The sequence below is a fragment of the Sphaerisporangium flaviroseum genome, assembly GCF_039537005.1.
GTDB classification, from domain to species: domain Bacteria; phylum Actinomycetota; class Actinomycetes; order Streptosporangiales; family Streptosporangiaceae; genus Sphaerisporangium; species Sphaerisporangium flaviroseum.
This window is the reverse complement of record NZ_BAAAZR010000008.1, coordinates 391,434-413,069: the sequence shown is the minus strand read 5'-3', so window position 1 is coordinate 413,069 and position 21,636 is coordinate 391,434. Positions and strand designations below refer to the sequence as shown.

The 21,636-nt window shown below is 70.5% G+C and carries 18 protein-coding genes; 14 read left to right on the top strand and 4 right to left on the bottom strand.

What is annotated here, in order from left to right; all coding sequences use genetic code 11:
• Window positions 1-113 precede the first annotated feature (113 nt).
• Together ABD810_RS18225 and ABD810_RS18220 are read right to left on the bottom strand one after the other, a co-directional pair.
• On the bottom strand, window positions 114-2,945 hold the full coding sequence (locus ABD810_RS18225) for an ATP-binding protein (protein ID WP_344941092.1): 2,832 nt from the start codon (window positions 2,943-2,945) through the stop codon (window positions 114-116).
• A 1,101-nt stretch (window positions 2,946-4,046) separates the two neighbouring features.
• Window positions 4,047-4,907 (bottom strand): aldo/keto reductase, encoded by an 861-nt coding sequence (locus ABD810_RS18220; RefSeq protein ID WP_344941090.1) that lies wholly within the window; start codon window positions 4,905-4,907, stop codon window positions 4,047-4,049.
• A gap of 107 nt (window positions 4,908-5,014) precedes the next feature.
• On the opposite strand from ABD810_RS18220, the gene ABD810_RS18215 reads away from it, so the two are divergent.
• The 5 genes from ABD810_RS18215 to ABD810_RS18195 all read left to right on the top strand — a co-directional run bounded on the left by ABD810_RS18215 (window position 5,015) and on the right by ABD810_RS18195 (window position 11,546).
• Window positions 5,015-5,914 (top strand): LysR family transcriptional regulator, encoded by a 900-nt coding sequence (locus ABD810_RS18215; RefSeq protein WP_344941088.1) that lies wholly within the window; start codon window positions 5,015-5,017, stop codon window positions 5,912-5,914.
• 189 nt (window positions 5,915-6,103) lie between these two features.
• A complete protein-coding gene (locus ABD810_RS18210; RefSeq protein WP_344941086.1) occupies window positions 6,104-6,583 on the top strand; it encodes a Fur family transcriptional regulator in 480 nt (159 codons plus the stop codon).
• Window positions 6,584-6,745: 162 nt separating this feature from the next.
• The gene (locus ABD810_RS18205) at window positions 6,746-7,918 is read left to right on the top strand and encodes a VIT1/CCC1 transporter family protein (protein WP_344941083.1); all 1,173 of its coding nucleotides are present in this window, start codon (window positions 6,746-6,748) and stop codon (window positions 7,916-7,918) included.
• Between the two features lie 359 nt (window positions 7,919-8,277).
• On the top strand, window positions 8,278-9,297 hold the full coding sequence (locus tag ABD810_RS18200) for an AfsR/SARP family transcriptional regulator (RefSeq protein ID WP_344941080.1): 1,020 nt from the start codon (window positions 8,278-8,280) through the stop codon (window positions 9,295-9,297).
• Between the two features lie 47 nt (window positions 9,298-9,344).
• On the top strand, window positions 9,345-11,546 hold the full coding sequence (locus ABD810_RS18195; RefSeq protein ID WP_344941077.1) for an AAA family ATPase: 2,202 nt from the start codon (window positions 9,345-9,347) through the stop codon (window positions 11,544-11,546).
• Between the two features lie 28 nt (window positions 11,547-11,574).
• On the opposite strand, the gene ABD810_RS18190 is transcribed toward ABD810_RS18195, so the two are convergent.
• Together ABD810_RS18190 and ABD810_RS18185 are read right to left on the bottom strand one after the other, a co-directional pair.
• A complete protein-coding gene (locus tag ABD810_RS18190) occupies window positions 11,575-13,053 on the bottom strand; it encodes an eCIS core domain-containing protein (RefSeq protein WP_344941074.1) in 1,479 nt (492 codons plus the stop codon).
• 213 nt (window positions 13,054-13,266) lie between these two features.
• Window positions 13,267-14,634: an eCIS core domain-containing protein gene (locus tag ABD810_RS18185; RefSeq protein ID WP_344941071.1), complete on the bottom strand. Its 1,368-nt coding sequence runs from the start codon at window positions 14,632-14,634 to the stop codon at window positions 13,267-13,269.
• Window positions 14,635-14,934: 300 nt separating this feature from the next.
• Here ABD810_RS18185 and ABD810_RS18180 point away from each other — a divergent pair, with 300 nt between their 5' ends.
• The 9 genes from ABD810_RS18180 (at window position 14,935) to ABD810_RS18140 (ending at window position 21,590) form a co-directional block, all read left to right on the top strand.
• Window positions 14,935-15,546 (top strand): Pvc16 family protein, encoded by a 612-nt coding sequence (locus tag ABD810_RS18180; protein ID WP_344941068.1) that lies wholly within the window; start codon window positions 14,935-14,937, stop codon window positions 15,544-15,546.
• 21 nt (window positions 15,547-15,567) lie between these two features.
• Complete coding sequence (locus ABD810_RS18175) at window positions 15,568-16,806, top strand: phage tail sheath family protein (RefSeq protein ID WP_344941065.1); 1,239 nt, start codon at window positions 15,568-15,570, stop codon at window positions 16,804-16,806.
• A gap of 73 nt (window positions 16,807-16,879) precedes the next feature.
• Complete coding sequence (locus ABD810_RS18170; RefSeq protein ID WP_344941062.1) at window positions 16,880-18,037, top strand: phage tail sheath family protein; 1,158 nt, start codon at window positions 16,880-16,882, stop codon at window positions 18,035-18,037.
• Window positions 18,038-18,065: 28 nt separating this feature from the next.
• On the top strand, window positions 18,066-18,509 hold the full coding sequence (locus tag ABD810_RS18165; protein WP_344941057.1) for a phage tail protein: 444 nt from the start codon (window positions 18,066-18,068) through the stop codon (window positions 18,507-18,509).
• A complete protein-coding gene (locus ABD810_RS18160) occupies window positions 18,500-18,883 on the top strand; it encodes a hypothetical protein (protein ID WP_344941052.1) in 384 nt (127 codons plus the stop codon). Before ABD810_RS18165 ends, ABD810_RS18160 begins: the two co-directional genes overlap by 10 nt.
• Window positions 18,880-19,053, top strand: a complete 174-nt coding sequence (locus ABD810_RS18155; RefSeq protein ID WP_344941047.1) for a DUF6760 family protein — start codon at window positions 18,880-18,882, stop codon at window positions 19,051-19,053. The genes ABD810_RS18160 and ABD810_RS18155 overlap by 4 nt, the downstream gene beginning before the upstream one ends.
• Complete coding sequence (locus tag ABD810_RS18150) at window positions 19,050-19,613, top strand: phage tail protein (RefSeq protein WP_344941042.1); 564 nt, start codon at window positions 19,050-19,052, stop codon at window positions 19,611-19,613. The genes ABD810_RS18155 and ABD810_RS18150 overlap by 4 nt, the downstream gene beginning before the upstream one ends.
• Entirely contained in the window at window positions 19,603-20,808 is a 1,206-nt protein-coding gene (locus ABD810_RS18145; RefSeq protein ID WP_344941037.1) for a hypothetical protein, read from the top strand. Before ABD810_RS18150 ends, ABD810_RS18145 begins: the two co-directional genes overlap by 11 nt.
• Window positions 20,808-21,590, top strand: coding sequence for a CIS tube protein (locus ABD810_RS18140; protein ID WP_344941032.1), 783 nt, complete (start codon window positions 20,808-20,810; stop codon window positions 21,588-21,590). Before ABD810_RS18145 ends, ABD810_RS18140 begins: the two co-directional genes overlap by 1 nt.
• Window positions 21,591-21,636: the final 46 nt, after the last annotated feature.

Here is a 21,636-nt window from a genome sequence, read left to right as displayed (position 1 = left end):
GCGGCGGGGAGGTCGCCGGCTCCGAAGGCCTGGACGGGCAGGCCGCCCGGCTCTTGGTCAGGTACCGGTTGCCGCTGATTCATCTAGACCGGTGCGCACGAGGTGCATGGCCGTCATGTAGGAGGCCCGTGGTCGTGAAGCGCGGTCTGTACGCGGTGAGCCTCGGGGGCTCCGATTCGCTGGTAGGCATGTAGGGCTTGGCCGAGGCGTTCCATTCCCTCGGTGAGGGCTCCGGTTCTGATGAGGCAGTGCCCGATGCCCTCCAGTGCTCGCGCCTCCTCCAGTGAGGCGCCTATCTCGCGGGCGACCTGCAGTGCCTCTTCGTAGCGCGCCATCGCCTCCGCAGGAGCGGGCTGCTGGAGGATCTCGCCCAGGTTGTAGAGCGCGTCCGCCTCCCCGGCGCGGTCGCCGATGTCGCGGTAGAGGGCCAGCGCGGATTCCTCGCTTTCGACGGCCGCGCCGCGGTCACCCAGAGAGGACTGGACGAGTCCGAGTTCGTTGAGCGCGTTGGCCACCCCGAGCCTGTTGCCGATCTCGCCGAAGATCGCCAGTGCCTCGCTCTGGTGGTCGGCGGCGGCGGTGAAGTCGCCCGTCAGCCTCTTCACGAGACCGAGGTAGTTGAGGGAGTTGCCTTCGCCGAGTTGGTTGCGCAGCTCGCGGAAGATGACGAGGGCCCGTTCCAGGTTGGCGGCGGCGGCCTCGTGCTCTCCTGTCGAGCGCTGCACCAGGGCGAGGTAGTTGAGCGCGTTGGCCTCCCCCAGGCGATTGCCCAGCTCGCGGTACAGCTCCAGCGCACGCGAATGGCCGGAGACGGCGGCGGGATAGTCACCGCTGAGCCGCTGGACCAGGCCGAGGTAGTTGAGCGCGTTGGCCTCCCCCAGGCGGTTGCCCAGCCGGCGGTAGAGCTCCAAGGCTCGCGTCTGACTGACCGTCGCAGCCGGATAGTCATCCGTCACGTACTGCACCATGCCGAGCTCGTTGAGCACATTGGCTTCGCCCAGGTCGCTTCCGGCTTCGCGGTACAACTCCAGAGCCTTGGAGTAGACGGACGCGGCGGCGGGATAGGCGTCCGTCAGATACCGCACGATGCCCAGGTTGGTCAGCGCGCCGGCCTCCCCGTGCCGATCATGTATTCGACGCGCGGTGGTGGCGGCCATGCGGTGGACGTCGGCGGCCTCGTGCCAGTACCCCCGGATGCGCAGGAAGTCGGCGATCGCCGCGGGGATGGCGATCGCGTGGGCCGGACTCCCGTGCGTGTCGGCGTAGTCGACCGAGGCGATGAGGGTGGGACGCTCACTCTCGAACCACTCCCCGGCCTGCCCCGGACCGGAGAAGCCGGGCATGGACGCCGGCGGCTCCCCAGGCGGCGCATCGGCGCCGGATGAGCGTCCGGCCACCGGAGGCAATGGGCCCTGGCCACTCACCCACCCCAGATTCCCCGCCGGTAGGGCGTCCGGGATGCGGCGGGCGACGTGCACACCCGCGGCACGCGCCGTGTGCAGGTAGTACTCCAGCACCCGGCCCACGGCGGCCTGCCCTGCCTCGGCAGGGTCGGTGCCCGCCAGCGCACGAGCGTAGTCGCGGAGCAGGTCGTGGAAGCGATACCGGCCGTGCGTGGGCTCGCTGATGAGGCAGTCGAGGTAGAGCGCTTCCAGCCCGGCTCTGGCCGCCTCGAGATCGATACCGGCGAGCGAGGCGGCGGCGTACGCGTCGATCTCCGTACCGGGGTGCCTGCCGAGATGGCGGAAGAACTCCTGGCGCGCAGGGGGAAGGTGGTTGTAGGACAGATCGAAGGCGGCGCTGATCGGCTCGTCCACTGCGCCGATCCGGGCAGACCTGTCGCGTGCGGCCGCCAGTTCCTCTACGAGATGCGGGACGGCCAGGCTCCGATTGTGCGCGAGCCTGGCGGCGAGGAGCCGAATGGCCAGGGGCAGGTGGCCGGCGAGTCGCACGACTTCGGCGACGGCTTCGGAGTTCGGGTCGAGATCCGCACGGCCTGTCGACCGCTGGAAGAGCCGGCCTGCCTCCTCGGGCGGCAGCACGTCAAGGGGGATCGGCGTGGCCCCTTCGAGCGAGGTGAGCCTTCGGCGGCTGGTGACCAGGACCGCGCAGCCGGAGACCCCGGGGATGAGAAGCTGGATCTGGTGGGGACCGACGGCGTCGTCGAGAACGAGCAGGATGCGTTTGCCGGCTATCCGGTCCCGCCACAACCGCGCCTTCTCCTCCGCTTCCGCGGGAGCCTGACCTGAGTCCAGGCCTGTCTCCCGCAACAGGGAGTCGAGAGCGTCCCCCGGTTCGACAGGCCCTCGGCCGGCGGTGTGCGCATGGAGAGGCAAGAAGAGCACTCCGTCGGGGAACCGCGACGTGAGCCGATGCGCCGCGTGAACGGCGAGCGCCGTCTTGCCCACCCCCGCCATCCCGTCGATCGCGTGGATGATCACCGGGTGGCCGCTCACCGTCCCCCGTTCCACCGCCGCCAGCAGCGCTCGTAGTTCGTCGCGGCGGCCGGTGAAGGTGGAGATGTCCCGTGGCAGGGTGTTGCGGACCACCGCCGCGGACGCGATCCCCTTACGGGGATCCGGCCGCGACGCCTTCATCATCCGGGTGGTCTCGCCGACCTGGACCACGACGTCATCGTCACCGGTATGGGCGACGATCACCCCGTCGACGATCGTGTTACGCGTGCCGAGGGGCATAGAGGTTCTGCGGACCAGGGTCTCGGTGGCGTCGTCCGTCGCGAGTGATCCTCTGGTCGCGTGCAGCGTCTTCGCAGCCAGGAGGGCCGCCCACGCTCCCATGGCGGTGGCTATCGCGCTCAGCGGGAGCCCGAGCACCGAGGCCCACAGGCTGGCCCTGTCGAGCCCCTGGCCGACCAAGAAGAATCCGAGCCAGGCGCCGCTGAGGAACACACCGCACCCGGCCACGAATTTCGCCCAACCGCGCACAGCCTTCACCAGCCGGCATCGAGACAATTCTCCCGATGACAAGTCTCACCTGATACGGCCACGCGCGAACCGGAACGGAGCAAGGAATTCCGCCCGGGACCGTGATTCACATCCTAAAACGAGGATTTCGGATCGCCCACGGCATCAGAATCGTCAGACGGCCACGCTGAAACCGGCCGCTCAAACCGTGGCGGTCTAGTGGAAGGCGATGAAATACCCAATGCGAGGCGACGGTCATTGGTCCAGTACAGCGGTCGGGAGAACTCACCACATGAAAAGTCACCCACAACTCCGGGCACCGGAGGCGATGCGCCGAGATCACCGCGTCCCCGACCGCGCCGGCGCCGCAATTCACCATCGGGCCACCAGAGGTGATCCGAACCCGTCCCCCCACCCCACCAGCACCAAAACCCACAATCCAGCCACCAAAGGCGAACCCAACCCGTCCCCCCACCCCACCAGCACCACAATCCACAATCCAGCCACCGGAGGTGATCTGAACCCGTCCCCTCGACCTCACCACCAAGAGCTCACCACAATCCAGCCCGATGGCCGCCTCCAGGTTCCGTGCTGGCGATCGTGTTTGGCCGCGATGGGCCTGCAGCCGCAACCCCCGTCACGGGTGGCACTTCTCAACCGGCACGCGGTGAGCCTTTAACCGGCGCCGAGGCGGTGGGAGGCGGGGCGGCGAATCCGGCGCCGTCGTACGGCGGGCAACCCGGGGCGGGTGGGTGAGCCGGGGCCCCTACTCGCCGAACCACGACCACCGGATTCATGCCCGCTGATGCTCAGATCGACAGGCCCCGGGCACAGATGACCCCGGTACCGGACTCGTGGGTTGCGGCACCGAGACGGCGGGAAGCGGCGCGGCCAATCCGGCACCGTGGTACGGCGAGCCACCCGCAGCGGGCGGGCGAGCCGGGAGCGGGCGGGCAAGCCAGGGTGGGTGGGCGAGTCGGGGCCATTCTCGCCGCACCATTGGCACCGAGTTCATGCCCGCCGCTCAAAGGGCTCGACGACATCCTCGCCCGGCACCGCCTGGCCGCTTCGAGCGTCCAGCGCCTGGAGTGACGTCGCAAGCCCGCCCCGGAGCGCGCGTCGTCAGGACTTGTCGAGGCGGGCGATCTCCTCGCCGGACAGTTTCAGGTCGGCCGCGGCCACCGAGTCGCGGATGGTCTCGGGGCGGGACGAGCCCGGAATCGGGATGACCACCGGCGACTTGGCGAGCATCCACGCCAGGCACACCTGCTGCGGGCTCACCCCGTGCGCCTTCGCCACGTCCGCGAACGCGGTGAACCGCGAGCCCAGCTCGCCGGAGCGCGTGATGCCGCCGAGCGGGCTCCAGGGCAGGAACGCGATGCCCAGCTCCGTGCACAGCTCCAGCTCAGGCTCGCTGGAGCGGAACGCCGGGGAGAACTGGTTCTGCACGCTGACCAGCCGCCCGCCGAGGATCTCGTTGGCCTGCCGGATCTGGCCGGGGTCGGCGTTCGAGATGCCCGCGAAACGGATCTTGCCCGCGTCCAGCAGGTCGCGGACGGCGCCCACCGATTCCGCGTAGGGAACCTTCGGGTCGGGCCGGTGGAACTGGTAGAGCCCGATGGCCTCGACGCCGAGCCGCTTGAGCGACGCGTCACATGCCTGCTTGAGGTAGTCGGGCGAGCCGTTCAGGGTCCACGAGCCGTCGCCCGGGCGCAGGTGGCCGCCCTTGGTCGCGATCAGCACGTCGGAGGTGTCGCCGTCGTAGGCGGCCACCGCGCGGGCGATGAGGGACTCGTTGTGCCCGACGTCGTTCGCGTACAGGTGGTAGGCGTCCGCTGTGTCGAACAGCGTCACGCCCGCCTCCAGCGCGGCGTGTATCGTCGCGACCGAACGCTGCTCGTCGGGACGTCCCTCGATCGACATCGGCATCCCGCCGAGCCCGATCGCGCTGACCTGAACGTCGCCGATGCGGCGAGTCTGCATGGGAAATCCTCCTCGAAGATGAGTTCGTGCCTCTACAGTCTCGGCCTTCACGATTAAGCTGTCCAACAGAAGATACTGATCCCATTGAGCAGCCCCGGTGATGAATCATGGAACTCCGGCAACTCGAGTACTTCGTCGCCGTCGCGGAGGAGTGCCACTTCACGCGGGCGGCCAAGCGCATGCGCGTCGCCCAGTCCGGCCTGTCGGCCTCGATCCGCTCCCTGGAGCGTGAGCTGGGCGCCCCGCTGTTCCTCCGCAGCACCCGTCAGGTCGAACTGACCCCGGCCGGCCGGGCGCTGCTGGCCGAGGCCCGGCGCGCCCTTTCGGCCACCGACGCCGCCAAGGACGCCGTCGCCGCGGTGCAGGGCCTGCTCCGCGGCAGCCTGGCGATCGGCTCCCTGCAGTGCCTGCACGCGGTGCACCTGCCGGCCGTGCTCGCTCGCTTCGTGGCCGTCCACCCCGGCCTGGAGATCCAGCTGCGCCAGGGGGGTTCGGGAGAGCTCATCGAGCAGGTGCGCGCGGGACGGCTGGACCTGGCGTTCGTGTCGCGCCCGGCGCGGTGCCCCGACGACGTCCTGGTCGGGCCGCTCGCCGACGAGCCGCTCGTGCTCGCCTGCACCCCCGAGCATCCGCTCGCCGTACGGGAGAAGGTCGCGCTGGAGGAGTTGCAGGCGGAGCGGTTCGTGGACTTCACCCCCGACTGGGGCACCCGGGACCTGGTCGACAACGTGCTCGCCGCGGCGGGTGTCGAACGCCGCGTCGCGCTGGAGGTGACCGACATACATTCGCTGCTCGATCTGGTCACCTTCGGCCTGGGCGTGGCGCTGGTACCGCAGTCGTTCGCGGCCAAGACCGATCGGGTGCGCTTCGTGGGGCTCGCCGGGGTCGTACCGGCCTGGGAGACCGTGACCGTCACGGGTGATCCCACGAGCGCGGCCGCGGCCGCGCTGCTGCGCGAGGTCCACGAGGCGAAGAGCGGCGCCCGACCCGCCGCCGTGAGCGCCTGACGGTCACCGGCGCGACATGGCCGGATACGGGCCCGGCCCGCCGCCCTGACCGTGACCGGCGCGAGATAGCCAGGAACGGTGCACGGCCCCCGCCGTGATCACCTGACCAGCACCGCCCCCCTCATGAACAGCGCCATGACGGCTGATAAATTTGTACATTGTCCATGTACAAATAGCCAAGGACGGGCAGTGGCGGGCAAGCTCCCCGATGACATCGTGACGCGGTTGCGGGAGGCCGGGCTGCGGGCCACCCGCCCCCGGCTCGCGGTGACCGAGGCGCTGCGGGCGATGGGCGGGCACCACACGGCCGACGATGTGCACGCGCACCTGGCGAGGCACGGCACCGCGCTCCCCCGCACCAGCGTCTACAACTCGCTGGTCACGCTGGCCGACCTCGGCGTCGTGCTGCGCGCGGAGGTCGGACCGGGTGCGGCGGTCTACGAGGTCGCCGACAGCTGGCATCACCACTTCGTCTGCCGGCGGTGCGGCGAGGTCGGTGACGTGCCCTGCGTCGCCGGCGCGAAGCCCTGTCTCACCCCGGGCGACGACGTGGGGCAGGTCGACGAGGCGCAGGTCATCTTCCGCGGGACCTGCCGCCGCTGCCTCGCCGCAGGCGACCCGGCCGACCCAGCGGCCCCAAAAGACCCGGCGGACCCAAATGCCGCATAGGACCCGACGACCCGAGTGCCGCAGGCGACCCGGCGGCGGCCCCAAAGGACCCGGCCGACCCGAGTGGCCCGACTGCCGCACCGGACCCGACCGACCCGGCCGGCCCGCCACGATCGACACCGACCGGCCCCGCGCATGGTGACCAGGCAGGAGGTTGACGTCATGAGCACCGATACCCACGACGCCGATACCCACGACGGCGGCCCCCGCAAGAACCGGCGAGCGGTCGCGCACTACCGTGACGCTCTCGAGTCCGAGCGTCGGAGCGCGGCCCTCTACCGGGGGCTCGCCGCGGGTGCCACCGGCGAGCGGCAGCAGGTCTTCCTGGAGCTCGCCGCGGTGGAGGACCGCCATGCCGCGCACTGGGCGGGCAAACTGGCCGATCTCGGCGAGCGCGTCCCCGAGCCCGGGCGTCCGGGCCTGCGTAACCGGCTGCTGTCCTGGCTGGCCCGGCGGTTCTCGGCCGACTCCGTGCTGCCGTTCCTGGAGCGGGCCGAGCATGCCGACGCCGGCCTGTACGACGGCGACCCCCATGCCGCGCCGGGCATGGCCGTCGACGAGCGGTCGCACGCCCGAGTGATCACCAGACTGCGCGAGGGGGAACCGGCCGGCGCCGACAAGGGCGGCCGGGGTATCGCCCGCCGGGAGCGCTGGCACCGCAGCGACCGCTCCGGCGCGCTGCGCGCCGCCGTGTTCGGCGTCAACGACGGCCTGGTCTCCAACACCTCCCTGGTCATGGGGTTCGCCGGATCCGGCGCGGTCGGCTCGACCATCCTGTTCGCCGGGCTCGCCGGGTTGCTCGCCGGCGCGTTCTCGATGGCCGTCGGCGAGTACATCTCCATGCGCAGTCAGCGGGAGGCCTACGAACGCGAGATCGCCCTGGAAGCCGAGGAGCTACGCGACGATCCCGAAGCCGAGGCCGAGGAGCTCGCGCTGATCTACCGGGCCAAGGGCCTGGACGCGAAGGAGGCCGAGCGCGTCGCCATGACCATCATGAAGGACCACGACACCGCGCTGGACACCATGGCCCGCGAGGAGCTCGGGCTCGACCCCGGGGAGCTCGGCTCGCCGTGGCTGGCCGCCGTCTCCAGCCTCATCTCCTTCGCTCTCGGGGCCATCGTGGTCGTCATCCCCTACCTGTTCGGTGCCGGCACCGCCGCCCTGGTCACCGCGATCGCCCTGGCCGCCGTCGCCCTGTTCACGGTCGGCGCCGTCATCGGACTGCTCAACGGCAGGGCACCTTTGCGCTCCGGCGCACGCCAGCTTCTCATCGGTGGCGGCGCCGCGCTGGTCGTGTACGTCATCGGGCACGCGATCGGCACTGGCGGCGCCTGACCCCTGACCCGCCCGGCCTCGGGGCTCCGGCCTCGGGCTCGGGCTCGGGCTCGGGCTCGGGATAAGGCGGCCACGCCGCGACCGACCCATCGCTTCAACGCTGATTTCGGCTGATAACTATTTATAACCTGCGAAGAACCTAATATACGGTGATTTATCCGTGCAGCCCGGTAGCGCCAAGCGGGCGAGCCGAGCGGAGTGCCGCCCGGTCGGCGGCATCCATATTGGGCCCATATAGCGGGAAATAGCCCCTGTTCAGGGGTGGGGTGGGTCATTTAGGCTGTGCCGGGTGCGCGGCAGAGATCGCTGCGTAACTCCTGTCCGTTTGATGGGAGAAAGCACCGGTGCACGATTTATCCGTGAGATTGTTCGGATTCGTATCGATCGATCAGGGCAGCCGACCACTTCCGGCGCTCCCGACGAAGGCGCTGGAGCTGCTGTGTTATCTCCTCATCTACCGGGACCGCGCGCACACCCGTGACGGGCTGGCCGAGGTCCTGTGGCCCGAGGGCGACGCCGCCGTCTCCAAGCGTTACCTGCGCCAGACCCTGTGGAAGCTGAACAGCTCGCTCAGACGCGGCCCCGTCACCGGGCCGGACGAGGAGTCGGCGCTCGTCGTCGACCGTGACCGGGTACGAGTCGATCCCACCTCCTCTTGGGTCGACGTTGGAGCGTTCGAAAGCGCCCGCGCCGCGACCCGCGACACCCCCGGCCACCGGCTGACCGAGACCCAGGCACGGCTGGTGGAGTCCGCGGTCGGGCTGTACCGCGGCGACCTGATGGAGACCTCCCCCTACGACTGGTGCGGGTTCGAGCGCGACCGGCTGCGGGTCACCTACCTGGCCATGCTCGAACAGCTCATGGACTATTGCGAGGCGTGCGGTCTCTACGCCAGGGGGATCGCCTTCGGGCAGGTGATCCTGCGGCACGACCTGGCCAGAGAGACCACCCACCGCCGGCTGATGCGCCTCCACCTCGGCGCGGGCGACCGTACCTCGGCCGTACACCAGTACGAGCAGTGCCGAACGGTGATGGCCGGTGAGCTGGGCATCCGGCCCTCGTCCTCGACCGTGTCGCTGTACGACCAGATCCGCGACGACCGGTTGCCTGATCTGTCCGGGCCGGTGCCCGTGGCCGACGCGCGGGCGCCGTCGGCCGGCGCGGAAGCGCCCCCGTCTGCGATGGCCGACGCCCTGGCAAGGCTCAACGGCAGGCTCGACCAGATCCAGGCGAGCCTCGCGGCGCTCCAGCGGACCATGCACCAGGCCAGGCACGGGTCCTCGGCCGACGCCGGGCACGGCCCGCCGTCCGGTGATCCTGGAACGCTCCGGCCTGCGAAGATCCGGTCTGAGGAGATCCGGTCTGAGGAGATCCGCTGAGCCGCCCGCGGGAGAACCGGAACCGACGTCCAACGGGAGGCCAGTCCATGGAAGACGACGTGGCGGCGTACGAGACCACCCTTCAGCATGTGCTGGCCGAGCTCGCACGCCTCGACCTCCTCCTCCGGCTGCGCATGAGGGAGAGAGCGGCGGACGACGGTGCGCACGGGGCGTGGGAGAAGGGCCTACCTGAGGACGTACCCGCGCAGAACGCACGCGCGGACGGCCGCACCGAGGACGTACCCGCGCACATCGCACGCGCGGAAGACGGCCGCACCGAGGACGTGCCCGCGGAGGAGGTGCACAAGGAGGTCGAGCGGCTCGCCGGGGAGATCAGGGAGCGGTCGGCCGCCGGGCTCGATCAGGGAGCCTTCCTGCGGCTGGTCGTGCTCGGCCGGCTGTTCGGGCTGACCCGGTTCGACGTCGACGTCGTCGTGATCTGCCTGGCCCCCGAGATCGACCGCCGCTACGAGCGCCTCTACGCCCACCTGCAGGACGACATGGCGCATCCGGCGCCCACGGTCGAGCTCGTGCTGGGCCTGCTGTACGACGACCTGCGGGTACGGGTCGCCGCGCGCGAGCGGTTCGGGCTGGGCGCGCCGCTTCTCCGGCACCGCTTGGTCACCCTCGCCGACGGCACCTCCCCGCCCGGTGGCTCCCTGCTGACGCGGAGCGTGCGCCTGGATCCGCGCGTCGTCCGGTTCCTGCTGGAGGACGACGAGCCCGACCCTTTCCTGCGCCCCTACGCGCGGCTCGTTCGGCCCCGCACGCCGCTGGACCGGCTGGTCTTCCCCGCCGGTCTCGCGTCCCGGCTCGCGGGCCTCGCCGGGCACCTCGACTGCGACCTCGTCCTGCACTTCCACGGCCCCGAAGGCACGGGGAAGCACACGGCCGCCGAGGCCCTGTGTCACGCCTGGGGCGCCGACCTGCTGGCCGTGGACGCCGAGCCGACGGCCGATCTCCAAGCTGAGGAGTTCGCGGCGCTGCTCGCACTCGCCGACCGCGAGGCGCGGCTCCAGGGCGCGATCATGTACTGGGAGAACGCCGACGCGCTGCTCGCCGGTGACCGGCCGCGCAAGGCCGCCCCGCTGCTGGCGATGCTGACGGAGTCCCCCTGGCCGGCGTTCCTGGCCGGAGCGGCGGCGTGGGAACCGGCGGACGCGCCGGACGGCCTGACCTTCGCGAGCGTGGAGTTCCCCGTCCCCGGCACCGCGGAGCGGCTGCCGCTGTGGCGGGCGGCGCTCGACGGGATCGGCCAGGGCGCGTCCGGGATCGACCTGGCCGCGCTGTCCGGCAGGTTCCGCCTCACCGGCGGTCAGATCGCCGGCGCCGCGGCGACCGCGCGCGGCCTGGCGTACGCGCGCACGCCGGGCGCGCCCGTGGTGACCGAGGACGACTTGGAGGCCGCCTGCCGGCGCCGGTCCGCACCCGGCCTGGCGGCGCTGGCCCGGCGGGTGCCCGCACGGCACACGTGGGACGACATCGTGCTGCCCGGCGACCGGATGCGGCAGCTCCAGGAGATCCGCGACCGCATCCGGCACCGCTCCACGGTCCACGAGACGTGGGGGTTCGGCGGCAAGGTGGTGGGGGGCCAGGGGCTGAGCGTCCTGTTCGCCGGGCCGCCCGGCACGGGCAAGACGATGGCGGCCGGGGTCCTGGCCGGCACGCTGGGGCTCGACCTGTACAAGATCGACCTGTCGACGATGGTGAGCAAGTACATCGGCGAGACCGAGAAGAACCTCGCCCGCGTCTTCGAGGAGGCCGAGAAGGGCGAGGCCGTGCTGTTCTTCGACGAGGCGGACGCGCTGTTCGGCAAACGCACCCAGGTGCGCGACGCGCACGACCGGTACGCCAACCTGGAGACGAGCTACCTGCTGCAGAAGATGGAGGAGCACGAGGGGGTGGTCATCCTGGCGACGAACCTCGGCAAGAACATGGACGACGCGTTCGTCCGCCGGCTGCACTTCACGGTGGACTTCCCGGTGCCGGACGCCGGCGACCGGCTGCGGATCTGGACCCGCATCTGGCCCGAGCGCGCGCCGCTGGACCCCGGGCTCGACCTGGAACGGCTCGCCGGGGAGATCGACCTGCCCGGTGGCAACATCCGCGACATCGCCGTCGCCGCCGCGTTCCTCGCCGCCGCCGACGGGGGGACGATCGCCATGACCCATGTCCGCCGGGCCGTGTCCCGCGAGTACCAGAAAATGGGCAAGATCCTCCCGGCCGAACGGTTCACCGGCGTCCACTGACACCCCGGAGCCGAACGGCCAGGTCTCATCACACGTTGCGCAGCTCGTCCGGCAGGACGTCGAGAAGAGCCCTTCCCCTGCCCAGAAGTTTGTCCGCTCCGCCACGGTCGAGGGTCATCGTGTTCTTGGTGCGGTCGTGCCATTCGCCCTTCGCGGGCACGCGCGGCCCCGGGCCGTTATTCGGCGACTTCACGCCCTTGGGGTGGTCGATGAGGGTGCCGTTGACGTTCACCCGGAAACCGAGGTAGTCGTAGATCGACTTGACCTTGTTGTTGAGCGCCCACAGCTCGATGCGATCCTTACCCGACTTCCTGCCCTCGAGCACGGTGAACACCAGCGACGCCTCGGCGACCTTCTTGACGGGCGTCGCGGAGTCGATGTTCTCGGGATTCGCGGCCAGGTTCGACAGATATACGTGGTCGCTGTATGCGGAGACCATCAGTTCGACCACGCTCTGGATCTTGCGGGTCGAGTCACGCAGTACGCCTATGACCTTGGAGTCGCTCCCGCCCACCAGTGCTTTCTTCACCTGCTCCGCCTCGTTCAAGGCACCGCTCATGTGCACGGCACGAGCACGCGCCTCTTTGTACTTCTTACGGAACGCCTCGGCGTCAGCGTACTTCGCGACATTCTGGTCGATGGGATAGTAGGCGGCTTCGCCGCTTCTCTGTTCCCGCTCGGATCGCAGGCGCCAGTGGGTCTGCGACAGGACCTTCTGGTGATCGGTGGCATAGTCGATCCAGTTCCGGAGAGTGGCACGCACCTCGGCTTTGTTGGACGCGCCGAGATATTCGACGGAGAAGTTTCCGGCGGCCACCTGCGCGGGCGCGGGGGGCATCTGCGGCGCCACAGGGCCGGGGGGTGGCGGGGCGTTCCCGAGTCCCACGCCCTGCGGTTGCCCTGTGAGAAGCTCGGCCAGTTTCAGGACATGGTCCTTGTTCCTGAGATCGAACCTGCCGTGGTCCACCAGATCGGTCTTCAGCTCGTCGATGCGCTTCTCGAGCATCGTCCCGTTGACACCCATCTGAGGATCGGTCCATTCGATGGGCATCGGCGGTCCCTTGCTCTTCAGGGCCACGCGTACGGAGCGCCAGTCCTCCCAATTCGGATTCCCGTTGACGAACTCCACTTTCCGCTGGACCGGATGCCCGGCACCGGAGCGAACCGGTCCGGCGTGGGCGCCATCGTGGGACAGCGGTCCGGCGAGTCCGTGGGCCACCTGGTCGGCCTGCCGCTCATACCCGTCATCGGCCCGGCCCACCGACCCCTGCGGCCCGACTCGACCATGGCTCTGCTGCACCACATGCGTCAACTCATGCGCCAGCAACCGCCGCCCCTCACCGGTCGAGGGCGCATAACGACCACGACGAAAGAACACATCATTACCCGTGGTGAACGCCTGCGCGTTCAACGACTCCGCCAAACGATCCGCCCGCGCATCGGTATGCACCCGCACCCGACCCAGATCAGCCCCAAGCCGCCGCCCCATCATCTCCGCCACCCCCACCGGCAACCGCCTTCCACCGACCCGAGCCCCCTCGATCTCCCGACGCGACGCCGCGTCCAACCCACCACCCTCCGGCCCCACACCCACCGACCGGCCACCGGAGAACTCGACCTTTCGCTGAAAACCGGGCACGCGACCCACGGCCGTACGATCGGTCAACTCACGCCGACGAGTCATCAAACGCCCTCCCATGCCGATGCCGCCGATCAGAAGTCACACCACATTGCGAAGCTCGTCAGGAAGCACATCGAGCAAGGCCCTTCCCCTGCCCAGCAGCTTTGTCCCATCATCCTGGCGAAGGGTCATCTTCTGCTTCGTGTGCCATATGGGGTGCTTAGCGGGATAACGAGCCCCGGAGGGCTCCTGCTCCTTGAGGCCCTTAGGGTGCGGGACGGGCACACCTTTGTCGTGCACCCGGAAACCGAAATAGTCGTAGATCGACTTCACCTTGTTGTTGAGGGCCACCAGTTTGACGCGGTCCTTCTGGGACTTCCTGCTCTGCAGCACCGCGAACACCAGCGCCGCCTCGGCGACCTTCTTGACCGGATTCGCGGAGTCGATGTTCTCGGGATTCGCGGCCAGGTTGGACACGTATACGTGGTTCTCGTATTTGGAGTCCATCAGTTCCACCACGCCCTGGATCTTCCCGGAAGAGTCACGCAACACGCCGATGACCTTGGAGTCGTACATGGTCGTCAGCGCCTTGGCCACCTGCTTGGCCTCGTTCAGGGCACCGCGCATATGGACGGCACGGTTGTGCACCTCTTTGTATTTATCGCGGAAGGCCTTGGCGTCCGAGGAGGCGGCGAAATTCGTGTCCCCCGGATAATAGGCTTGGTCACGGCGCCTGCGCTCCCGCTCGGCGTACAAGTCCCAGCGGGCGGTCGACAGGCCCTTCTCATGGTCGGCGGCATAGCGCACCCAGGCCCTGAGGATGGTCCTCACCTCGGCCCTGTTGGACTTGTTGAGATATTCGACGGAGAAATGGCCTGGAGCCACCTGTGCCACCGTGGGCGCGAGCGGCGGCGGGACATCTCCCGGGCCGCTCGCCTGCGGCCGGCCGGTGATCAGCGCGGCCAGCCTCCGGAGATCTCCCTCGTCGTCGAGGTCGAACGTGCGCTCCACCGAATCGCCCACGAGTTCTCCGACGCGCCGTTTCAGAGCATCCTCGGTGGCCGCGGCGTGGAGGTCTTCCCATCCTGAAGGCATCGGTATTTCCTCCCGCCCCAAGGCGAGGCGTATGGCGCGCCAGTCCCGCAGATTACTTCGGACGTTGAGGAGCGTCATCTTCCTCTGGACCGGATGCCCGGTGCCGGAGGAGCCGGGGCCCGCATGGGGGGCGTGCCCCGTGGTGAACGCCTGCGCGTTCAACGACTCCGCCGACCGATCGGCCCGCGCGTCGGTATGCACCCGCACCCGACCCAGATCAGCCCCAAGCCGCCGCCCCATCACCTCGGCCACCCCCGGGGGCAACCGCCGCCCACCGACCCGAGCCCCCTCGATATCCCGCCGCGACCCCGCGTCCCACCCGCCCCCCTCCGGCCCCACACCCACCGACCGGCCACCGGAGAACTCGGTCACCCGCTGGACACGCGTCCCCGAAGCGGGCACGCGGCCCGCGGCCGTACGGCCGGTCGTGTCGAACCGCCTCATGACGTGGCCCCTCCGGAGACGGACGTCACCGTCCCCGCACTCCCGTGGCCGGCGCGTCCCTCAAGTCCGTATATCGCGCGACCGTCTCGGGGAGCGGCTGCGGCCGCGTCTGCCGGGGCGTCACCGCCCGGGAGGCGCGGTGGAGACGTTCGGGCAGACGCACCGGCGATGGGCACCCGGTACACCTCGATCTGCGGGGTGGAGAAACGGGCGTGAGGGGGGTCGTCGGTGTTCCAGGATCTGGACGCGACACTCGCGGCTCTGGTGCGGGCCGAGTTGTCGCTGCGCGACGTCGCCATCAGCTTCGCCGGGCCCGACGACCAGTTCCCGCCGTCCAGCGTGACCCTGCCGGCCGTCGCCTTCTTCCTCTACGACGTCCGGGAGAACTTCGAGCTGCGCGACACCTTCTGGCCTACGGAACGGCGGCCGGACGGGGTGACGATGCGCACGCACCCACCGGCGCGGGTCGACTGTTCGTACCTCATCACCGCGTGGCCGAGCGCGAGCACTCCCACCCCGGCCGAGGACGAGCACCGGCTGCTGGGCGAGGTGCTCAGAGTGCTGCTCCGCCACCGGACGATCCCGGCGACGTACCTGCGCGGCGAGCTCACCGAGCAGGAGCCGCCGGTGCCCACGAAGATCATCGCGGAGAACCAGCTCCAGAGCCTCGGTGAGTTCTGGCAGGCCATGGGCGGCAGGCCCAAGGCCACCCTGCACTACGGGGTCACCCTCAGCGTGGACGTCGCCAAGCCGGCCGAGGTCGGCCCGGCGGTGACGGAGAAGGCCATCACCATCGGCCAGGGCCTCGACCCGTCGGCCGGCGAGCACAAGCCGTCATGACGAACGAAGGGAACGCCAGCGATGCCCCAGTACTTCACGCCGGGCGTGTACGTCGAGGAGGTCCCGTCGGCGATCAAGCCGATCGCCGGGGTCGGGACCAGCACCGCGGGTTTCATCGGCGTGGTCGCGGACGGCGTCGAGATGCCCCTCATCCCCGGCCGCACCGGCTTCAAATCGGGCGGTAAGACCGTCGAGCCCGCCGACTACTACCCCCTCGCCCCCGTCGGGGTGCCGCAGCTCGTCGACGGCTGGGAACGTTTCAAGACCCTGTTCGGCGACGGCGTCAAGGCCGGGAACCGGACGCTCGCCCAGGCGGTGTACGGATTCTTCAACAACGGCGGCGGACGCTGCTGGGTGACCCGGCTGGCGCCGGGGTCCGGCGACGGGAAGCAGGGTGGTCAGGTCGACCTCCTGCCCGAGGACGAGACGGTGGTCGGGGCGCTGGAGGCGTTCGCGGTGATCGACGAGATCGCCCTGGTGGCCGTGCCGGGCGCCACGAGCGACGGGGTTCAGTCGGCGCTGCTCGACCACTGCGAGAACGAGTACCTGCGGGACCGGTTCGCGATCCTTGACGGCCGCAGGACGGCCGCGCTGACCAAGACCGACATCCGGGGCGGCACCCGCGACAGCTCCTATGGAGCGATCTACTACCCGTGGATCGACGTGGGCGCGAAGGGCGCCGACGGAAAGCCGCTGTATATGCCGCCGAGCGGGCACGTCGCCGGCGTGTACGCGCGGGTCGACTCCGAGCGAGGCGTGCACAAGGCGCCCGCCAACGAGGTCATCCGGGGCGCGCTCGGCGTCGAGACGGCGGTCGGCAAGCAGGCACAGGCGGGGCTCAACCCCAACGACGTCAACGTCATCCGCCGTTTCGACGGCAACGTGACGATCTGGGGGGCGCGCACGCTGGCGGGCGCCAAGGCGACCGAGTGGCGCTACATCAACTCCCGGCGGCTGTTCAACTATCTGCGGGAGTCGATCGACCAGGGCACCCAGTGGGTCGTCTTCGAGCCCAACGCGCCCGAGTTGTGGTCGAAGATCAGGCGGAACGTGAGCGCGTTCCTCACCACGGTGTGGGCCTCGGGCGCCCTGTTCGGTGCGACCCCCGAGCAGGCGTTCTACGTGCGGTGCGACGAGTCCACCAATCCCCGGGAGGCGCGGGAGCTCGGCCAGGTGGTCGCCGAGATCGGCGTGGCGCTGGTGAAGCCGGCCGAGTTCGTCGTCTTCCGCCTCAGCCAGTGGGACGGCACGGCCCGGTGACCGACCGCCAGCGAACGGCGTCCGGCGGCGACCGGCCCGCCGGAACCGGAGACGCGTCCGTGAGGAGGCCCCGGTGCCAGGTCGGCTGACGCCCGGCGTCTACCCGGTCGACGTCATCCCCGCGCCGGCGCCGGGTTTCCTGACGGGGGTGCCCGCCTTCATCGGCCGGGCGCCCATGGGCCCCGCCACCCCGAGGCGGCTCACGCTGTGGCCGGAGTTCGAGGCGGCCTTCGGCGGCCCTGGGGCCGGGTTCCTGTACGACGCCGTGCGCGGCTTCTTCGAGAACGACGGCGCCGCCTGTTACGTCGTGCGCCTGGACGAGACCGGCCGGGAGACGCCCTCCCCTGACGTTCTGGAACGTGCCCTCGCCACGCTGGACGACGTCGACGACGTCGACCTCGTCTGCCACCCCGACCTCGCCGCCGAATGGCCGTCCGGTGCCGACCTCGACACCGTGACCGGCCCGCAGCGGGCGCTGCTGCGCCACTGCCGGGACCGGGGAGACCGCTTCGCCATTCTGGACTGCCCGCCGGCCGACGATCCCGAACTGGCCGCCCGGCAACGGGCCGTGCTCAACGGAACCGACGGCGCGGCCGGCTCGTACGGCGCCCTGTACTACCCGTGGCTGCGGGTGGGCGACCGCGACCGCCGGCCGAGGCACGTGCCGCCGTGCGGCCACATCGCCGGCGTGTACTCAAGGGGCGACCGGCGGGTGGGCGTGCACAAGGCCCCGGCCAACGAGGTCGTGGAGGGCGCGCTCGACCTGCGGAGCGACCTGACCGCGGCGCAGGCGGGCGAACTCTACGCGCGGGCGGTGAACTGCGTGCGCGCCCTGCCCGGCCGGGGCATCCGCGTGTGGGGAGCGCGGACCCTCAGCGACGACCCGGCGTGGCGCGACGTGAGCGCGCGGCGCGTCGTGGTGAGCGTGCACCGGTGGGTCGAGCGGTTCATGCGCGGCCTGGTCTTCGAGCCCAACGACATCCGGCTCTGGGTGCGGATCATGCGCGAGCTGACCGCCTACCTCGACGGGCTGTTCCAGCGCGGCGCGCTGAAGGGCCGGACGGCGGAGGAGGCGTTCTTCGTCAAGTGCGACAGCGAGACCAACCCGGCCGAGGCCATCGACGCCGGGATGGTCGTGACGGAGATCGGCGTGGCGCCCAGCGCTCCCGCCGAGTACATCGTCGTCCGCGTGATCCACGGCGCCAGCGGAGTGACGATCAACGCGGTGTGACACCCCCGACAACAGGTACTGGAGGTCGATGATGGCGAACAGGGTGGATCCGTACGCCGGTTACAACTTCGCGGTGGAGCTGGACGGCATCACGCGGGCGGGCTTTCGCGAGTGCTCGGGGCTGGAGAGCAGCCAGAACGCCAGCGAGTACCGGGAAGGCACCGACCGGAGCCTGAGCGTGCGGAAGATCCCGGGGCTCAACACCTACGGCGACATCACGCTCAGCCGCGGGCTGACCCTGGACAGCAAGCTCTGGGAGTGGCGTGACAAGGCCGCGAAGGGATCGGTGGAGCGGCACGACATCTCGATCACCCTGCTGGACCACACGGGCAACGCCAAGATCACGTGGAACCTCTTCGCGTGCTGGCCGAAGTCGTGGACGGGACCGAGCCTGTCCGCCGCATCCGACGAGATCGCCGTCGAGCAGCTCACGCTCGCCTACGAGAGGATCGAGGTCGACAAGTGGAGTTAGGCGACGGCGCGGCCCAGCGGACCGAGTTCCCCTTCACCCTCCCCCGCGGGCTGGTGACCCCGGACGGCGCCGTGCACCGCGAGGGCACGATGCGGCTCGCCACGGCCTTCGACGAGATCGAGCCGATCAAGGACCCGCGGGTCCGTGCGAACCCCGGATACCTCGTCATCATCCTGCTCGCCAGGGTGATCACCCGGCTCGGGACGCTCGACCACATCAACACCGCCAGCGTCGAGAACATGTACTCGGCGGACCTCGCCTACCTCCAGGACCTCTACCAGCGGGTCAACCTGACCGGCCACACCCGGATCCTGGTCGACTGCCCGCACTGCGAGCAGGCGTTCGAAGTGGAGACCGCCGGCCCGGGGGAATGACGCGCTACCCCGCGGACCGGCTGCACGAGGAGGTGGCGTACTTGGCCTATCACTTTCACTGGGCCTACCAGGAGATCATGCGGCTGGACCACCGTGAACGGCAGCGGTGGGTGACCGAGGTGGCCCGCCTCAACAGGCGGCTCAACGAACAGGGAGGTGACCGGCCATGACGTCCACGGGAGTGCCGCTCGGCCTGAGCTGGCTGCCGACCGCGGCCGGGAACTGGGCCCCGGCGCGGCCCCTGCTCGAGCCCTTCCCCGCCTTCAACTTCGCCGTCGAGATCGAGGGGCTCCTGCTCGGCGGGTGCAGCGAGGTGAGCGGCCTGGAGAGCAGGGTCGAGACCGAGGACTACAGGGAGGGCGGCGTCAACGGTTACGTGCACAGGCTGCCCGGCGTGACGAGCCACTCGAACCTGGTGCTGACCCGGGGGCTCACCGCGAACAGCGTGATGTGGAACTGGCACTACAACGCCGTGCGGGGTGTGATCCACCGCAAGAACGGCACGATAATGCTGCTCGACGCGCGCCAGACGCCGGTCATGTGGTGGAACTTCCGCAACGCCCTGCCGGTGCGCTGGACCGGGCCCACCTTCGACGCGCGCGGCGACCAGGTCGCGTTCGAGTCCTTGGAGCTGGCGCACGAAGGGCTGACCAAGCCGCTGCTCGGCCAGGCCGCCGCCCTCGCGCACGGCGCCGTCCAGGTGGCGCGGGAGGCCGGGAATGCGGGCTGAGCACCTCGCCGAGCCGCCCTGGGATCCCGCGCTGGTCCGCAGGCTGGGGCGGCGCGCCCTGCGTCCCGGTGTGATCGACCCCGGTCCGGCGCGGGAGATCCTGGCACGCCATCGCGGGATGATGCCCGATCTGCCGCTGGTGGAGCGGGTCGCGCGTCACGCGGCGCCGGAGCCCGGCGACGCCACCCCGCCGGTCGTGTACGGGACCCCGGTTCCGGCCGATGTCACCGCTCCGGCCGCCGGTCACCCGGCCGAGCCGCTGGCGGCCGTCGTCCGCGCCCCAGCCGCGTACGAGGTCAGCACCCCTCCGACGTACGTCGTCAGCGCCCCCGCCGCGTACGACGTCAGCACTTCTCCGACGTACGACGTCAGCGCCGCGGTGACGTACGGCGGGCAGGGGACCGCCGGTTCCGGGGCGACCGGCGGCCTGCCTGTCGTGCAGCGAAAGCTCGCCGCCCCGGCCGCGGCCGTGTCCTCGCCGGTACGTGCGGCGCGCCCCCTGCCGGTGGCCGTCCCCCGGGCACGTGCCCGTTCTCACCAGGGCGGCGCGGCGGGTCACGCGCGGCCGTTCCACGAACGCGCGGGCTCGCCGCCGGTCGTCACGCCCATCGCACGCGACCACGCGGGCGGGCCGCCCCTCGTCGTACCCGTGGCTCCGGGTCGCGCGGGCGGCCCGCGCATCGCCTCACCCCTGACGCCCGATCCCCCGGGCGCGCTGCCCGTGGTCTCCCCCCGGGTCCGCCGCTCACCGGACGGCTCCTTGACGTCGCCGGCCGCCACCCGTACGGACAGCCTGAGGAGCACGGCGGAGCTTCCACCCCTGGTCTTCCCAGCCCGCCCGGTGCTCCGGGCCGGTGAGCCGCTGCCCCTGGCCGGCCCACCGGCCCGCGGGACCGCGCCGGCCGGCCCCAGGAACGGCCCGCCCGCCCCGCCCCCGGCCGCGACCGGTCGGATCGTCCGTCCAGGGACGGGACGAGCGGCCCCGGCGCGTGCGGAAATGGCACCGATGGGGACGGTCCCCACGGGAACGGCGCAGCGGGGGACGGCACCGCGGGACGAGGGCGCGACCGCCGCGCGAGTACCCGTACGGCCGCCCTCCCCCGCGCCGGTGGACATCGAGCAGATCGTCGAGACCGTGCACCGCCGGTTCGCGCGGCGGCTCGCCATCGAGGCCGAGCGCAGGGGGGCCCGCTGATGGCCGTCAACAAGGCCGGAGCGGCCTCCGAACTGCTCGGCTTCGGCCCAGGGGCCGGCGGGCTGAAGAAGCTGCGCATCACCTACGACAAGAACGGCGCTTGGGACGGCGACTCGGTCGAGGCGTTGTTCAACCCGCACGAGATCAGCCGGTCGCGTTCGGTCGGCTGGTACGAGCGCCGGGTCGCCCACCAGAGCAGCGGCTGGACCTGGGCCGACACCGAGCAGCAGTTCCTGTACGTCGGGGCGGAGACGCTGTCGATCGAGCTCTTCTTCGACACCTACGAGTCGAGGTCCGAGGCGTCGGCCCTCCAGCGGGCCGCGTCCTTCGTGCTCCCGGAGAACCCCTTCCAGGGCAGCGACGCGACCGACGTCAGGCGGCTCACCGACCAGGTGGCCAAGCTCGCCGAGGTCGACAGGCAGACGCACCGGCCGCCCATCTGCCGCCTGGTCTGGGGCGCGACGTACATCTTCACAGGCGTGCTGACACAGCTCGACCAGCGCTTCACCCTCTTTCTCGCCGACGGCACGCCGGTGCGGGCCACGCTGTCGTGCGTCTTCCTGGAGTTCCAGACGAAGGCGCACTACAGGGCACGCGAGCTGAACTCCGCGGACGTGGTGAAGACCTGGACCGTACGGCGGCACGACACCGTGCAGAGCATCGCGGCGGAGGAGTACGGCGACCCGGGACTGTGGCGGCACATCGCCAGGGCGAACGGCATCGCCAACCCGCGCGGCCTTTCGCCCGGCACCGTTCTGACGATCCCCAAACTGGACTCCTAGGAGGGCGGCCAGGTGACGACGTCCGGCATGGCGCCCTTGGGAAGGC

Bases quoted from the DNA above. Each gene is read 5' to 3' on its own strand.
- ABD810_RS18220 (WP_344941090.1), bottom strand. From the start codon at position 4,907: ATGCAGACTCGCCGCATCGGCGACGTTCAGGTCAGCGCGATCGGGCTC.
- ABD810_RS18215 (WP_344941088.1), top strand. From the start codon at position 5,015: ATGGAACTCCGGCAACTCGAGTACTTCGTCGCCGTCGCGGAGGAGTGC.
- ABD810_RS18205 (WP_344941083.1), top strand. From the start codon at position 6,746: ATGAGCACCGATACCCACGACGCCGATACCCACGACGGCGGCCCCCGC.
- ABD810_RS18195 (WP_344941077.1), top strand. From the start codon at position 9,345: ATGGAAGACGACGTGGCGGCGTACGAGACCACCCTTCAGCATGTGCTG.
- ABD810_RS18175 (WP_344941065.1), top strand. From the start codon at position 15,568: ATGCCCCAGTACTTCACGCCGGGCGTGTACGTCGAGGAGGTCCCGTCG.
- ABD810_RS18165 (WP_344941057.1), top strand. From the start codon at position 18,066: ATGATGGCGAACAGGGTGGATCCGTACGCCGGTTACAACTTCGCGGTG.
- ABD810_RS18155 (WP_344941047.1), top strand. From the start codon at position 18,880: ATGACGCGCTACCCCGCGGACCGGCTGCACGAGGAGGTGGCGTACTTG.
- ABD810_RS18150 (WP_344941042.1), top strand. From the start codon at position 19,050: ATGACGTCCACGGGAGTGCCGCTCGGCCTGAGCTGGCTGCCGACCGCG.
- ABD810_RS18145 (WP_344941037.1), top strand. From the start codon at position 19,603: ATGCGGGCTGAGCACCTCGCCGAGCCGCCCTGGGATCCCGCGCTGGTC.
- ABD810_RS18140 (WP_344941032.1), top strand. From the start codon at position 20,808: ATGGCCGTCAACAAGGCCGGAGCGGCCTCCGAACTGCTCGGCTTCGGC.